The sequence below is a fragment of the Kitasatospora sp. NPDC057692 genome (assembly GCF_042799475.1).
In the GTDB taxonomy this organism is placed as follows: domain Bacteria; phylum Actinomycetota; class Actinomycetes; order Streptomycetales; family Streptomycetaceae; genus Kitasatospora.
This window is the reverse complement of the sequence record NZ_JBHVIV010000001.1, coordinates 134,308-147,898: the sequence shown is the minus strand read 5'-3', so window position 1 is coordinate 147,898 and position 13,591 is coordinate 134,308. Positions and strand designations below refer to the sequence as shown.

Annotated in this window: 14 protein-coding genes; 9 read left to right on the top strand and 5 right to left on the bottom strand. The window is 74.0% G+C overall.

Translation table 11 applies throughout. The annotated features are described in order from the left end of the window. Positions 1–143 precede the first annotated feature (143 nt). Complete coding sequence (locus ACFVFS_RS00650; RefSeq protein ID WP_380618537.1) at positions 144–3,269, top strand: putative bifunctional diguanylate cyclase/phosphodiesterase; 3,126 nt, start codon at positions 144–146, stop codon at positions 3,267–3,269. On the opposite strand, the gene ACFVFS_RS00645 is transcribed toward ACFVFS_RS00650, so the two are convergent. Together ACFVFS_RS00645 and ACFVFS_RS00640 are read right to left on the bottom strand one after the other, a co-directional pair. Then, positions 3,266–3,637 carry a helix-turn-helix domain-containing protein gene (locus ACFVFS_RS00645; RefSeq protein ID WP_380618535.1) on the bottom strand — a complete coding sequence of 124 codons (372 nt, stop codon included), beginning with the start codon at positions 3,635–3,637 and terminating at the stop codon, positions 3,266–3,268. The genes ACFVFS_RS00650 and ACFVFS_RS00645 overlap by 4 nt on opposite strands. Positions 3,638–3,734: 97 nt before the next feature. Continuing rightward, entirely contained in the window at positions 3,735–4,397 is a 663-nt protein-coding gene (locus tag ACFVFS_RS00640) for a TetR/AcrR family transcriptional regulator (RefSeq protein ID WP_380618533.1), read from the bottom strand. Positions 4,398–4,490: 93 nt separating this feature from the next. Between ACFVFS_RS00640 and ACFVFS_RS00635 the strand changes: the two genes are divergently transcribed. Beyond that, complete coding sequence (locus ACFVFS_RS00635) at positions 4,491–5,528, top strand: aldo/keto reductase (RefSeq protein WP_380618531.1); 1,038 nt, start codon at positions 4,491–4,493, stop codon at positions 5,526–5,528. A 100-nt stretch (positions 5,529–5,628) separates the two neighbouring features. After that, the gene (locus tag ACFVFS_RS00630; protein ID WP_380618716.1) at positions 5,629–6,120 is read left to right on the top strand and encodes a GNAT family N-acetyltransferase; all 492 of its coding nucleotides are present in this window, start codon (positions 5,629–5,631) and stop codon (positions 6,118–6,120) included. On the opposite strand, the gene ACFVFS_RS00625 is transcribed toward ACFVFS_RS00630, so the two are convergent. Together ACFVFS_RS00625 and ACFVFS_RS00620 are read right to left on the bottom strand one after the other, a co-directional pair. Continuing rightward, positions 6,121–6,354: a hypothetical protein gene (locus ACFVFS_RS00625; protein WP_380618530.1), complete on the bottom strand. Its 234-nt coding sequence runs from the start codon at positions 6,352–6,354 to the stop codon at positions 6,121–6,123. A 59-nt stretch (positions 6,355–6,413) separates the two neighbouring features. After that, the gene (locus tag ACFVFS_RS00620) at positions 6,414–7,046 is read right to left on the bottom strand and encodes a TetR/AcrR family transcriptional regulator (protein ID WP_380618529.1); all 633 of its coding nucleotides are present in this window, start codon (positions 7,044–7,046) and stop codon (positions 6,414–6,416) included. Positions 7,047–7,143: 97 nt separating this feature from the next. Here ACFVFS_RS00620 and ACFVFS_RS00615 point away from each other — a divergent pair, with 97 nt between their 5' ends. The 5 genes from ACFVFS_RS00615 (at position 7,144) to ACFVFS_RS00595 (ending at position 11,486) form a co-directional block, all read left to right on the top strand. After that, positions 7,144–8,040 carry an alpha/beta fold hydrolase gene (locus ACFVFS_RS00615; RefSeq protein ID WP_380618528.1) on the top strand — a complete coding sequence of 299 codons (897 nt, stop codon included), beginning with the start codon at positions 7,144–7,146 and terminating at the stop codon, positions 8,038–8,040. A 9-nt stretch (positions 8,041–8,049) separates the two neighbouring features. Continuing rightward, on the top strand, positions 8,050–8,697 hold the full coding sequence (locus ACFVFS_RS00610; protein ID WP_380618526.1) for a hypothetical protein: 648 nt from the start codon (positions 8,050–8,052) through the stop codon (positions 8,695–8,697). A gap of 108 nt (positions 8,698–8,805) precedes the next feature. After that, positions 8,806–9,747 carry a metallophosphoesterase gene (locus ACFVFS_RS00605; protein ID WP_380618524.1) on the top strand — a complete coding sequence of 314 codons (942 nt, stop codon included), beginning with the start codon at positions 8,806–8,808 and terminating at the stop codon, positions 9,745–9,747. A gap of 51 nt (positions 9,748–9,798) precedes the next feature. Next, positions 9,799–10,161, top strand: a complete 363-nt coding sequence (locus ACFVFS_RS00600) for a hypothetical protein (RefSeq protein ID WP_380618522.1) — start codon at positions 9,799–9,801, stop codon at positions 10,159–10,161. 233 nt (positions 10,162–10,394) lie between these two features. After that, a complete protein-coding gene (locus ACFVFS_RS00595) occupies positions 10,395–11,486 on the top strand; it encodes a DNA gyrase subunit B (protein WP_380618520.1) in 1,092 nt (363 codons plus the stop codon). A gap of 68 nt (positions 11,487–11,554) precedes the next feature. On the opposite strand, the gene ACFVFS_RS00590 is transcribed toward ACFVFS_RS00595, so the two are convergent. Continuing rightward, positions 11,555–12,535 carry a DUF4331 family protein gene (locus ACFVFS_RS00590; protein WP_380618518.1) on the bottom strand — a complete coding sequence of 327 codons (981 nt, stop codon included), beginning with the start codon at positions 12,533–12,535 and terminating at the stop codon, positions 11,555–11,557. 632 nt (positions 12,536–13,167) lie between these two features. On the opposite strand from ACFVFS_RS00590, the gene ACFVFS_RS00585 reads away from it, so the two are divergent. Beyond that, positions 13,168–13,557 (top strand): hypothetical protein, encoded by a 390-nt coding sequence (locus ACFVFS_RS00585; protein ID WP_380618516.1) that lies wholly within the window; start codon positions 13,168–13,170, stop codon positions 13,555–13,557. The last annotated feature ends 34 nt before the right edge of the window (positions 13,558–13,591 follow it).

Here is a 13,591-nt window from a genome sequence, read left to right as displayed (position 1 = left end):
ACCCTCCGGATCCGGGCCGGACGCTCGCGAGCCCCTGCCCGGACCACACCGCCCGCGCCCCCGGCCGGGCGTGGTGACGCCGAGGAGGAGGTAGCTCGTTGACACGTCGGCGCCAACGCCTGATGGTCTGTTACCTGGCATGGATGGTGCTGTTCACCGGCATCTACTACACCAACCCCTCCCAGCGGATCATCTGGTGGACGGGCATCGGCCTGGGCGGCGTCGCCGCCATCGTGGTCGGCGTCCGGCTCAACCGCCCCTCCCACGCCGTCTACTGGTACCTGCTGGCGCTCGCCAACCTCAGCTTCACCGCGGGCGAGGTCGTGCAGGTCGTCCAGATGCAGTTCCTGCACCTGGGCAGCCCCTTCCCGTCCATCGCCGACGGCTTCTACCTCGCCGAGTACCTGCTGTACGCGGCGGGCGTGTTGGGCTTCATCCGCTGGCGGACGGCGCATCAGGACCGGGCCAGCCTGCTGGACGCGCTCATCCTCACCATGGGCCTGGCGCTGCTCGCCTGGATCTACCTGATCCTGCCCTACGCCCGGAACCCGGACCTGGACTGGTTCCAGAAGGCCGTCTCGATCGCCTACCCGCTCGGCGACGTCGTCGTGCTCGCCCTGCTGCTGCGGCTGGTCGTACCGCGCGGCGGGGTCAGCCGCTCCCTGCAGCTGCTGGCCGCCGGAACGGTCGGCCTGCTGGTCTCCGACATCCTGTACGGGCTGATCCTGCTGCACGGCGACTGGCGCATCGGCACCCCCGTGGACCTCGGCTGGGCCGCCTTCTACACCGCCTGGGGCGCGGCCGCGCTGCACCCCTCGATGGTCGAGCTGACCAGGCCCATCCCCAGCCAGCAGCCGGACATCGGCCCCGGCCGGCTCGCCCTGCTCGCCGCCGCCTCGCTGATCGCGCCGACCATCCTGATGGTCGAGGCCGCCAACGGCAACACCAGCAACGCCGGGGTCATCGGCGCCTTCTCCGCCGTCCTCTACCTGCTGGTGCTGGCCCGGCTCGCGGTCGTGGTGCGCGCCCGGCGGCAGGCCGTCGCCCGCGAGCGGGCCCTGCGCGAGGCCGGCTCCGTGCTCACCGCGGCCGTCACCGTCGAGGAGGTCGCCGACGCCGTCCAGGCCGCCGCCTCCACCCTGATGCCCACCGAGCCCGGCCACGTCGCGCTGCTCGCCGTCACCGAGGGCGGCGTGCTGCACGTGCGGCACGCCGAGCGCGGCGCGGGCCGCCACCGCCTCGGCGCCGGCGGCGACTCCGACGAGGTGCTCGCCCTCGCCGCCTACCGGGAGACCCGGCTGCTGCCCGTCGAGGACATCGGCAGCGGCCTCGCCACCCGGCTCGACGGCATGCCGAGCGCCCTGCTCTGCCCGCTCACCCTCGCCGAGCGCCCCTCCGGCGACCCGCTGATCGGCGCGCTCATCGTCACCGGCACCGAACAGGAGCTGACCAGCCTCTGGGGCTCACTGGAGATCCTGGCCGCCCAGGCCGCGCTGGCCGTCGAGCGGGTCATGCTCAGCCAGGAGATCACCCGGCGCGACAGCGAGGCCTACTTCCGCACCCTGGTGCAGAGCGCCAGCGACGTCATCCTCATCCTCAACAACGACGACTCCGTACGCTACGCCTCGGCCTCCTCCGCCGGGCGCGTCCTCGGCTACCCCCGCCTCGACGGCACGCTGCTCACCGACCTCGTCCCGCCCGAGGACACCCGCGCGGTCGGCAAGGCGCTGGCCCGGATGCGCAGCCCCGCCGTCACCGGCGGCGCCCGCTCGGGCCTGGACACCCAGCGCGAGCACTGGCGGCTGCTGCGGGCCGACGGCTCCCCGATCGAGGCCGAGGTGCGCTGCAACGACCTGCGCGACGATCCGACGGTCGGCGGCCTGGTGCTCACCCTGCGCGACGTCACCGAGCAGCGGCAGATGGAGCGCGAGCTCACCCACCGGGCCTTCCACGACTCGCTGACCGGGCTGGCCAACCGGGTGCTCTTCCTGGACCGGGTCGGCCACGCGCTCTCCCGCAGCGAGCGCAGCGGGGCCGTGACCGGGGTGCTCTTCGTCGACCTGGACGACTTCAAGGTGGTCAACGACACCCAGGGGCACGCGGTCGGCGACGAGCTGCTGGTCGCCGTCTCGCTGCGGATCTCCACCGCGCTGCGGGCCTCCGACACGGCGGCCCGGCTCGGCGGCGACGAGTTCGCGGTGCTGGTGGAGGACGCGCTGGAGCCGGCCGACGTCGGGGCGATCGCGCAGGGCCTGCTGGCGGCGTTCGCGGAGCCGTTCAAGCTGCGCGCGGGCGCGGTGCGGGTGTCGGCGTCGGTCGGGGTGGCGACGACGGAGGACAGCGTGGACGCCACCGAGCTGCTCAGCCACGCCGACCTGGCGCTGTACTCGGCCAAGTCGGCGGGCAAGCGGCAGTGGTGCCTCTACCAGCCGGCGCTTCAGGCCGGGCTGATGGCGCGGCACGAGCTGAACGAGAACCTGGACACCGCGATCGCCGAGTCCGCCTTCCGCCTGTACTACCAGCCGATCGTCGATCTGCAGACCGGCGACCTGGTCGCCTTCGAGGCCCTGGTGCGGTGGCCGCACGACCGGCGCGGCATGGTGCTGCCCGACGAGTTCATCGCCCTGGCCGAGGAGAGCGGCCAGATCGTCCCGCTCGGCGCCTGGGTCCTGGAACGCGCCGCCCAGGAGGCGGCCGCCTGGCACGCCCTCAGCAGCCCCGCCCGCGCCGCCGCCGGCCTGCCCCCGCTGCGCGTCAACGTCAACGTCTCCGCCCGCCAGTTCCGCGACGCCGGCTTCGTCGACGTGGTCCGCGGCGCCCTGCGCTCCTCGGGCATCCCCCCGGAGTCCCTGGTCCTGGAGCTGACCGAGTCCGTCCTGATGCGCCGCGACGACCGCGTGCGCACCGACATGGGCACCCTCGGCGCCCTCGGCGTCGGCATCGCCATCGACGACTTCGGCACCGGCTACTCGTCCCTCTCCTACCTGCGCGAGTTCCCCATCTCCGTCCTGAAGATCGACAAGTCCTTCATCGACGGCCTGGGCCTGTCCCAGCAGCAGTACGCCCTCGTCGAGGGCATCACCCGGATCGCCGAGACCCTGGACGTCCAGGTCATCGCCGAGGGCATCGAACACCCCGAGCAGCGCGACCTCCTCGCCGCCATGGGCTGCCCCCTCGGCCAGGGCTACCTCTTCGCCCACCCTCTCACCGCCGGCCAGGCCCAGTCCTTCATCACCCACCACACCACCCCTCTGAACCACGGCCGTTAGGCGGCGGACCGCCCGGCCCCGGAGGTGCCGCCGTCCTGCGGCGGCCGGTCGTCGTGCGGCGAGAAGACGAAGGAGGAGGCGTCCCCGTCGAGATCGATGGTGAGCGCCGCGTCCAGCGCCCGCGCGAGCCGCCGGAGCAGCGGCAGCGTCGGCAGCGAATCACCGCCCTCGATCGTCGAGATCTGCGGCTGCGTCATGCCCGCCCGGCGCGCCAGTTCGGCCTGGGACAGCCCGAGCGCGATGCGCCGGTCGTACACCGCCTGCCCGAGCGCGAACGCGTACCCCGCCTCCACGTAGGCCGCGGACTCCTCGACCGCCTCCCCCAGGAGCTTCCTGGCCCGCCGGGTCTTCCACTCACCGTGGTTCACGGACTCTCCTCGCTGATCCGGTCGTACGCGTACTCGGCCGGACCGTACCGGGCCTCGCACTCCTTCTGCGCCTGGTGAGCCCGCTCGGCCTTGAAATCTATTTAGCGGCCGGCCCCGCCGGGCGGAAGGCGCCCGCCCTCGCTGCGGCCTCGGCGGCGTCGGCGGCGCGGTCGGCGGCGGCCTCGTCGAGGGGGTCGGGGGTGGTGAGCATGCGGTAGTAGAGGGGGGCGGAGACGGCGCGGATCACCTCGTGCGGGTCGGTGCCGGGCGGGAGGTCGCCGCGGTCGACGGCCTCCGTGACGCAGGGGGCCCACTCCTCGACGCGGGCCTGGTAGAAGCGGTGGAGGGCCTCGGCGGCGGAGGCGTCGCAGGTGGCGGCGACCAGGACGGCGCGGAACAGGGCGCCCTGGCGGGGGTCGGCGAGGGTGCGCCGGACGAGGCGGGCGTTGGCGCGCAGGTCCTCGCGCAGGGAGCCGGTGCGGCTGCGCGGGAGGGACTGCTCGGCCATGTCGGTGAGGACGTCGGCGAGCAGCGCACCGACCGAGCCCCAGCGCCGGTAGACGGTGGTGCGGCCGACCTCCGCCCGCCGGGCGATGTCGCCGAGGTCGAGTCCGGCGAAGCCGACCTCGACGAGGGCGTCCTCGGCGGCCCGGAGGACGGCGGTCCGGACGCGGGCCGTACGGCCGCCCGGCCGCTGCATGCCCGCAGTGCCCGGGGTTCCCTGGATGCCCTGGGTGCTCCGGGTGCCCGATGAAGTCATTAACGGGACTCCTGTTCCATTAGCGTCGCCGACGGTGCTAGGGTCGGAGCCATCTTAACGGCACAGCAGTCCCGTTAGCGAAGGGAATCTCCCATGGAGTACCGCCGCCTCGGCGCGTCCGGCCTCACCGTCCCCGCCCTCTCCCTCGGCACCGGCACCTTCGGCGGCCGCGGCCCGCTCTTCGGCGCCTGGGGCGACACCGGGGCCGACGACGCCCGGCGCCTGCTCGACATCGCCATCGACGCCGGCGTCACCCTCTTCGACACCGCCGACGTCTACTCCGACGGCGCCTCCGAGGAGGTCCTCGGCCGGGCGATCAAGGGCCGCCGCGACCAGGTGCTGATCTCCACCAAGGCCGGCCTGCCCGTCGGCGACGGCCCCAATGACGCGGGCACCTCCCGCGCCCGTCTGGTCACCGCCGTCGACACCGCCCTGCGCCGCCTCGGCACCGACCACCTCGACCTCTTCCAGCTGCACGCCTTCGACGCCGCCACCCCCGTCGAGGAGGTGCTCGCCACCCTCGACGACCTGGTCCGCGCCGGGAAGGTCCGCTACACCGGCGTCTCCAACTTCTCCGGCTGGCAGCTGATGAAGTCCCTCGCCGCCGCCGACCGCCACGGCCGCCCCCGCTACGCCGCCCACCAGGTCTACTACTCCCTCGTCGGCCGCGACTACGAGTGGGAGCTGATGCCGCTCGCCCAGGACCAGGGCGTCGGCGCCCTGGTCTGGAGCCCGCTCGGCTGGGGCCGCCTCACCGGCAGGATCCGCCGCGGCGCCCCGGTCCCGGCCGGCAGCCGCCTGCACGACACCGCCGACTACGGGCCGCCGGTCGACGACGAGCTGCTGTACGACGTGGTGGACGCGCTGGACGCGGTCGCCGGGGAGACCGGCCGCACCGTCCCCCAGGTGGCGATCAACTGGCTGCTGCGCCGCCCCACCGTCTCCTCGGTGATCATCGGCGCCCGCAACGAGGAGCAGCTGCGCCAGAACCTCGGCGCCGTGGGCTGGGAGCTGACCGCGGACCAGATCGCCCGGCTGGACGCCGCGAGCCTGCGCACCGCGCCGTACCCCTACTTCCCGTACCGCCGCCAGGAGGCCTTCGCCCGCCGCAACCCGCCGCTCGCGGGGTGAGCGGCGGACGCCCCCGGGTCCCGCCGAGTTCCAGGGGGTGTAAACCGCTTGTCACCGGGGCCGATGGCGGGGCATCGTCAACCGGGTGATCGAAAACGCCGTGATCGAGCTGCGCGAACTGACCGCCGACGACTGGCCGCTCTGGCGCGGGCTGCGCCTCGCCGCCCTGGCCGAGGCGCCGTACGCCTTCGGCTCCACGCTCGCCGCCTGGCAGGGCGAGGGCGACCGCGAGGAGCGCTGGCGCTCCCGGCTGGAGATCCCCGGCGCCCTCGACCTGGTCGCCTTCGTGGACGGCGAGCCCGCCGCGATGGCGACCGGCGTGCCGGAGGGCGGGCAGGCTGAGCTGATCTCGATGTGGGTCGGCCCCGCGGCGCGCGGCCGGGGCGTCGGCGCCCTGCTGATCGACGCGATCGCCCGGTGGGCCGCCCGGCAGGGCTTCCCGGCGCTCCGCCTCGCCGTGATGCCGCACAACGCCCACGCCATCGCCCTCTACGAGCGCGCCGGCTTCACCGACACCGGCGAGCCGGGCGACCTCCTGCCCGACGGCGTGAGCCGCGAGATCGTGATGGCCAAGCCGCTGCGGGCCGTCTGATCAGACGCCCCACAGGTACACGGTGAACGAGGTGACCGGGTCGCCGAGGTCCCACGACCGGCCCTCGGTGAACCCCCGCCGGCCGCCCTCCGGGGCGTCGGCCGCCGCGGCGTCCGCGGAGGAGGACGCGGAGGACGCCGGGCCCGCGCTCACCGCGGCGGTGAGGACGGACCGGGCCATCGTGGTCATCGCGGCGCCGCGCCGCGGCCGCAAGGGCTTCTCCGGATCGGTCATGCCGCCAGTCTCCCGGCCCCGCCACCCGGGCGCCGGACGTCCCGGCGGCGTTCACCCGATCAACGGAGCGGCCCGGATTCGGACTTGACGCCTCCGGGGAAGAGCCGGCCGAGGTGGTACCGCAGCACGGCCGTCGCGTCCTCGGCGGTGCGCTGGCCCAGCAGGACACTCAGGCCGAGACCGGCGGAGACCGCGAGCAGGACGACGGCCTCCTGCCGGGCGTCCAGGCGCGGGTCGGTGTCGCCGGCCTGCTGGGCGGCGGTCAGCTGGGCGACCAGGAAGCCCTCCATCTCGTCGGGCGCGGCGAGGTGGGAGCGGCCCGCGAGCGCCGGGTCGGTGACGGAGAGCACCGCGTACTCGGTGTAGACGAGGTGGAAGGTGCGGCTCTCGTCGTCCGTCGGGACGGCTTCGAGCAGGACCGCCTCGACGATGCCGCGCGGGTCCGTCGAGGATCCGGCCGCCCGCACGCGGTCGCGGACCCGCTCGCCCATCCGGGCGGCGAGGCGGCCGAGGGCGGCGAGCAGCAGCTGCTCCTTGGTGTCGAAGTAGTACTGCACCAGCCGCACCGAGACGCCCGCCTCGATCGCGACCGACCGCATGGTGACGGCGTGCAGGCCGTCGCTCGCCGCCGCCCGGAGCAGGGCGTCGATGATGTGGGCGCGCCGTTCCTCGTGGTCCACCAGCTTGGGCATCGGATTCCGGTTCCTCTCGGATTCTTTTATGGTACAAACATACCATCAAGAGCCGCTGTTCTGCCGGCCGCTTGCTCCGCGCTCCGGGAGGGGACCCATGACCAGGACCGCCATCGGACACTTCACCAGCGACGAGGCCCGCACCCGCTTCCTCGCCGCGTACGACCGCGCCATGGAGCTGTGGCCCGATCCGCGCGAGGAGTCGGACGTCGAGACCTCCTACGGCACCGTCCACGTCCACCGCCACGGCCGCCGCACCGGCGAGCCGGTCGTCCTGCTGCACGGCCACGCCGGGCACGCCTCCAACTGGTACCCGCAGGTCGCCGCCCTGGGCGAGCACCACCCGGTCTACGCGGTCGACACCCTCGACGACCCCGGCCGCAGCGTCCAGCGCGCCGTCGCGGCCGGCTCCGCGGAGAACGCCGCCTGGCTCGACGAGACCCTCGCCGGCCTCGGCCTGGACCGCGTCCACCTGGTCGGCGCCTCCTACGGCGGCTGGCTGGCCCTCAACCAGGCCGTCCACGCGCCCGGCCGCCTCGCCTCCGTCACCGTGCTGGACCCGGGCGGCATCGGCAAGGTCCCCGCCCGGTTCTACGCCCACATGGTCGGCGGCCTGTTCGGCATGCTCGCCCCCCGGCGCTGGCGCCCCGCCCTGGGCCGCCTGCTCGCCAACCCGGCGCTCGGCTCGCCGCCCGAGATGATCGCCCCCATGATGCTGGCGGTGCCCACCTACAAGCCCGGCAGCCGCCCGCCGGCCCGCCCGTTCACCGACGAGGAACTGCGCTCCGTCCGCCTGCCCGCGCTCGTCCTCCTCGGCCGGCGCAGCGCCCTGCTCCGCCCGGGCCCGGCCCTCGCCCGGGTCACCGCCCTGATCCCGGGCGTCCGGGCCGAGATCGTGGAACACGCCGGCCACGGCCTCAATCTGGACCGGCCCGAGGTCGTCAACGAGCATCTGCTGCGTTTCGTCAACGGCGCCGTCGGTGGGGCCCGCTAGCCTCCCGGCATGGCGAACTCTTCCTATCTCTGCGCCACCGACGTGGCCTCCCTCTACCCCTCCAGCCAGGTGCCGGGCTTCGAGCCGCGGGGCGGGGTCGTCGCCCACGACGTCTCCGGCGTCCCGCTGCTCTGGCTCGCCCTGTTCCGGCCCGCCGACCTCGTCACCGGCGTCTTCGCGATCGACGAGGACGACCTGGACGACGGCGAGGACCCCGAGGTGGAGGCGACCGCGCCGCTGGTGGCCAAGGAGCGCGCGCTCGCCCAACTCGACGCGGCGCTCCCGGTGCTGAACGCGCTGTTCGCCGCCGAGGGCCCGCTCGACGGCCACGCCGCCCTGCTGCGGCAGGCGGTCGAGAAGGCGCCGGGCGCCTTCGTGACCATCGAACTGGAGGAGATCGAGGGCGTGTGGGAGGAGGAGGGCGCCTTCCAGCCCACCCTCCGCGCCGCGCTGGCCTGCCTGGACGGCGGGACGGACCCGGCGGCCGACCGCGCCCGGCTGATCGCGCTGTCGCGTCTGCGGCCCGGCCGCCCGTTCCCGCCCGCCCGGCTGCTCCTCGACGGGCTGGAGCCGGCGGAGGACGACTACTGGAACCTCGTGCGACTGCTGGGCACGGCGTTCGACGCCGACGTGCCGTGGGAAACCGCAAGGAAGTGATCCACCGGAATTCACACAACTGCCATATGGCAGTACTGCCACTTTCCTAACGTGGGCGGGGCCCGGCCGCGGACCCGCGGCCGGGCCCCGCCCAGAGTGAGGCCGCGCATGAGCCACGACGACACCATCGGCATCGTCCAGATCTCCGACACCCACTTCCGCGCCGCCCCCGGTGCGCGGTCGTTCATCGCCCACGAGCCCGAGGACGGCCTGGCGGCGGTGCTCGCCGACGCGGCCGGCGCGATCGCGGACGCCGCGCTGGTGGTCGCCACCGGCGACCTCGCGGACCTCGGGGAGCCCGGCGCCTACGAGCGCCTGGGCGGGATGCTGGACCCGCTGCCCGCCCCCGTCTACTGCCTCGGCGGCAACCACGACCGCCAGGAGCCGATGCAGGCCTGCCTCCCCCGCCCCAATGTGCACCTCGAACCCGCCGTCCGGATCGGCGGCTGGCTGATGCTGTTCCTGGACACCAACGCCCACGGCCGCGAGGCCGCCGCCGACGGCACCTACCGCGACCTCGACGACCGGGTCCACCGGGCCGCCCAGCCGGGCCTCACCCCGGTCGAGGAGCAGCGCGCCCGCGCCATCCTCACCGCCACCGAGGCGGAGCACGTGTTCCTCTGGCTCCACCAGCCGCCGCTGCCCCGGACCGCCCCGGACACCGAGAGCTACCGCGAACTCACCCGGCTGGTCCGCGACTTCCCCAAGATCCGGGCGATCGGGGGCGGCCACCTGCACGGCGACCTCGCCGGCGAGTTCGAGGGCCGCCCGGTCCACGTCGCCCCGTCCAGCTACATGAGCATCGACATGGCCGCCGGTGCCTTCGAGGGCCCCGGCTACCGCACCTACCGGCTCCACCCCGACGGCCGCGTCGACAGCAAGGTCCACACCGTCCCCGGCCCCATGACCGACGCCATGCGCACCACCCCGCTGCCGCCCTTCCTCCTCGACATGATGACCGGCCGGATCACCGGCCGGGAGCTCAACGCCCTCACCGACGCGGAGTTCGAGGCCCGCTACGGCGAGCGCCGCCCCCTGGCCCGCCCGTAGCGCCGCCGCCGAGGGCGTCGGGTTGTCAGTGCCGGATGACAGGCTGCGCCCATGAGTTACGACCTTGCCGTGTGGGAAGGCGAGCGCCCCGTCGACGACGACGCCGCGAGCCAGTGCTTCAACGACCTGTACGACCGGTACATCGGCGCCGACGGCCCCGACGTCCCCCCGACCGAGCGCATCGCCGCCTTCGTCGCCGCCCTCCTCGCCCGTTGGCCCGACCTGACCGAGGACGAGGACGACACCTCCCCGTGGTCGACCGGCCCGCTGATCGGCGAGGCGGCCGGCCCGCTGATCTACTTCCCGATGCGCTGGAGCATGGCCACGGAGGCGGCCGTGTACGCGGCGCAGGTGGCCGCGTCGATGGGCCTCAACTGCTACGACCCGCAGAACCAGTGCCTCCTGCCCGAGTGATCGCGGAAAAATCCTGATCGCCGCCCTCACCGCGCCCCCGAAGGGGCCCCGTGCGCGGCCCCGGCGGGCGCCCCGCCGCGCTCCGCCAGGGGTCCGCGACCGATGGGCGCGGCCGCCTCCCGGAGGCCGCCCGCACCGCCTTCCAAGGCTTCGCCAAATATCCTCTGACCTGGTGTTCTTCGGGAATTCCCCTAGGCTGTGGAGCCTTGCCGGACACCGTCGGAGGGGACACCGTGAGCGAGAGATCCACCAGCTACGACACCGCCACCATCCAGGCACTGGAGGGGCGGGAGGCCGTTCGGAAGCGGCCCGGGATGTACCTCGGCTCGACCGGTGAACGCGGCCTCCGGAACCTCGTGCTCTTCGTGGCGGACCGGTCGGTGAACGACGTCCTCGCCGGCCGCGCCCGCCGCGTGGATGTCACGCTCACGGCCGACGGCGGCGTGAGCGTTGCCGACGACGGACCGGGCGACTCCGTCGACGACCTGCTGGCCCGTCTGCCGATCGGGCGGCGCTGCAACAGCCGCCACGACGTCGCCCGCGGCTACGGCGACATGTACCTCTTCGTCGCCAACGCCCTGTCTAGCCGTCTGACGGCCGAGGTCCGGCGGGACGGCGTCCGCCGGGTCCAGGAGCACGCACACGGCGTCGCCGTCTCCGCGCGCACCGGGGCCGACCGGGCGGCGGGGAACGGGACGGTCGTCACCTTCTGGCCGGACGCCGAGATCTTCGCGGCGGCCGAGCCCTCCTTCACGGCGCTGGCCGACCGCTTCCGGGAACTCGCCCTCCTCAACCGGGGCCTGGAGATCACGCTGACCGACCTCCGCTCCGCGCACGCGGCGCGCGAGGAGCGCTACCACTTCCCGGGCGGGGTCCGGGACTTCGTGGCCCTCCTCGACGACCACAGCGACAACGGCAGCGACAGCGGCGGCGAGCCGGACGACGTCCTCGCCTTCGAGCACGAGGACCCCCGGATGGCGGGCACGATGGAGGTGGCCCTGCGTTGGCGCGCCTCCGGCGAGGAACGGGTCCGGAGCTTCGCCAACAGCCACCCCACGGTCGGCGGAGGCACGCACGAGAACGGCTTCCGCCGGGGCGTCGCCGCCGCCCTGGGCACCGACCGGATCGGCCCGGGCCTGACGGCGGTGGTGTCGGTGAAGCTGGACGACCCGGTGTTCGCGGGGGCGACCCTGGACGTCCTGGGGACCACCGCCGCGTCCGCCTGCGTCGAGGAGGCCGTCCGGACCCGCCTCGGCGCGTGGCTCCGGACCCACCCGGACCGGGCCGCCGCCCTGGTCGCCCGACTGCGCGCCGGGGGCGCCTGACAGCCGGAAGGGCCTCGGGAGCGGGAGGCCGACCGGGCCCGTCTCCCGCTCCCTCCCGCTCCCGGCGGCTACCCGGCCGGGGGCACGGGGTGGGGATGGCCGAGGTGGGGGAAGGTGGGGAGCAGGTCGGTGTGCGGAGGGATGTGGTCGGTGGTGACCTTGCCGCCGGAGATCATGGTGAGGCGGGCGGAGGTCACGTCGTCGGTGAGGGTGCGGCCGTTGGGGTAGGCGGCGGGGCGGGAGCGGTCGTAGCGCAGGATGTCCGGCAGGACGAGCTTCAGCGTCTCGGTCGCGGCGTCGGTGGTGTAGTCCCCGGTGTGCTGCAGGACGGCCGTCCACGGCTCGCGGTACCGGTCCCAGTCGTCGGCCGGCTCACCCGTGTTGTACAGGTCCTTGACCTCCTCCGCGTTGAAGTACGCGGTCAGGGAGGGGTGGGCGCCGCGATCGACGGAGACGAGCTGCCCGTCCTGGTGGAGGCTGACCCTCGCCCACACGCCGATCGCCGGCTCCGGGCCGAGGTCGGCGTCCGGGACTTCGAGGGCGATGCCGAAGACGTTGGCCTGCGCCATCGCGTCCTTGCCGGTCCAGGAGAAGTTGTTGACGATCCCTTCGAGGTCGGCGAAGAAGGGGTCGCTGCGCAGCCCGACCGAGAGCCGGTACCCGCCGTAGGGCGAGGCGATGACGTGCGGTGCGGCGCCGAAGGACACCGGCGCGTCGGCGAAGACGACCTCCCCCGAGGCCTCGTGCTTCTGTGCCGCCTCCCCGGCGGCCCGGCGGACGGTGACGCTCTGGGCACCGCCGACCGGGGCCGAGAAGGTGAACGAGTAGGCGACGTCCGCACGGTTGTCGCCGTCGCTGTCGATGTTGATGCGATAGACGGCCTCCGGGTGGAACTCCGCGCCGCCGGTGGGGGCGTAGGGGTTCACGTTCATGATGAGGACGGTGCGGCCCAGGGCGTCGGGGGCCGGGAAGGCGAACAGGTCGGTGAGGTCCAGCCTGGCGTCGCCGAGGGGTGAGCGGAGGTTCGGTCCGCTGAGGTGATGGGACATGCCGTAGAGCTACCAGGGCCACCCGGACGGGCGCGGGAGGACACTCGGTCACGCGCCGACCGTCCGCCGAACGGCGGCCGTCGGCGGCCACCGGCGGCACGGCACAACGCCAGTGCCGCGCGGGCCCGTTGCCCGCTTCCCGTGGCCATTTCCCGGCGGTCGGTCCGCGAACCGTCCGGGAACGCGGTGATGCTGGGGCGACGGCTTGCCGGCTCGGCGAGGGAAGCGGCCCGGAGGGGACGGAGATGTCCGTGATGACGGAGTGCGCGACCGGGGACGACGGTCCACCAGCGTGTGTCCAACGACGGCTGGAGCTCGGCCCGGTGGCCCTGTCGGGACCGCTGTGCGCGCTGCGCCCGTCGTCCCCGCCGCCCCCGTCGGCGCGGCGGCCGAACGGGGACCTGTACCACCTCACGCTGCTCACCGCCGGTGCCCGGAGCGGGCCGACGGGCGCCGGAAACTCCTCGTCGACTGCCCGCACGCCTTCGACCTGTGGTGCTTCGGCCTCGGCCGACCCGCCCAGGAGGAGTTGCGGATCGCCCGGGAGATCACCTCGCCGGACGGCACCGCGCGACCGACCGGCTCACGGGAAAGCCACGGCCCGCCGGAGACCGGGGCGGTAGCGTGGAGTGATGGACGAGAGGCCGATGCCGGTGGCGGGGATGACCATCAGTGTGCGGACGCGGCGGGACGTGGTGGTCGTCGATCCGGAGCGCTTCATCGCCGCGGCGCGGGCCGCGTGTCGCGAGGACAGCCCCGAGATCAGCGAGGAGCGGGCGGCCGAGCTCATCGGCGATGTCTACGACGCCGTGTGGGCGCTGATCGACCGGTTCGGCCGCCTCGCCGCCGACGGGCCGGATTCCGGCGGGCTTCCCGGGCAGCGGATCGCGGGGCGTCCGGACGGGCTGTCCCCGGCGGGCGAGTTCCAGTGCATCGTGCTGAACGATCCGGTGCCGCTGCAGGATTACGGCTGCTTCATGCCCGAGGAGTACGACCCGTTCGCCGTCCCGCCGAAGGGGTGATCACACACCCGCCTGTCAGTGGCGGCGGGCAGAA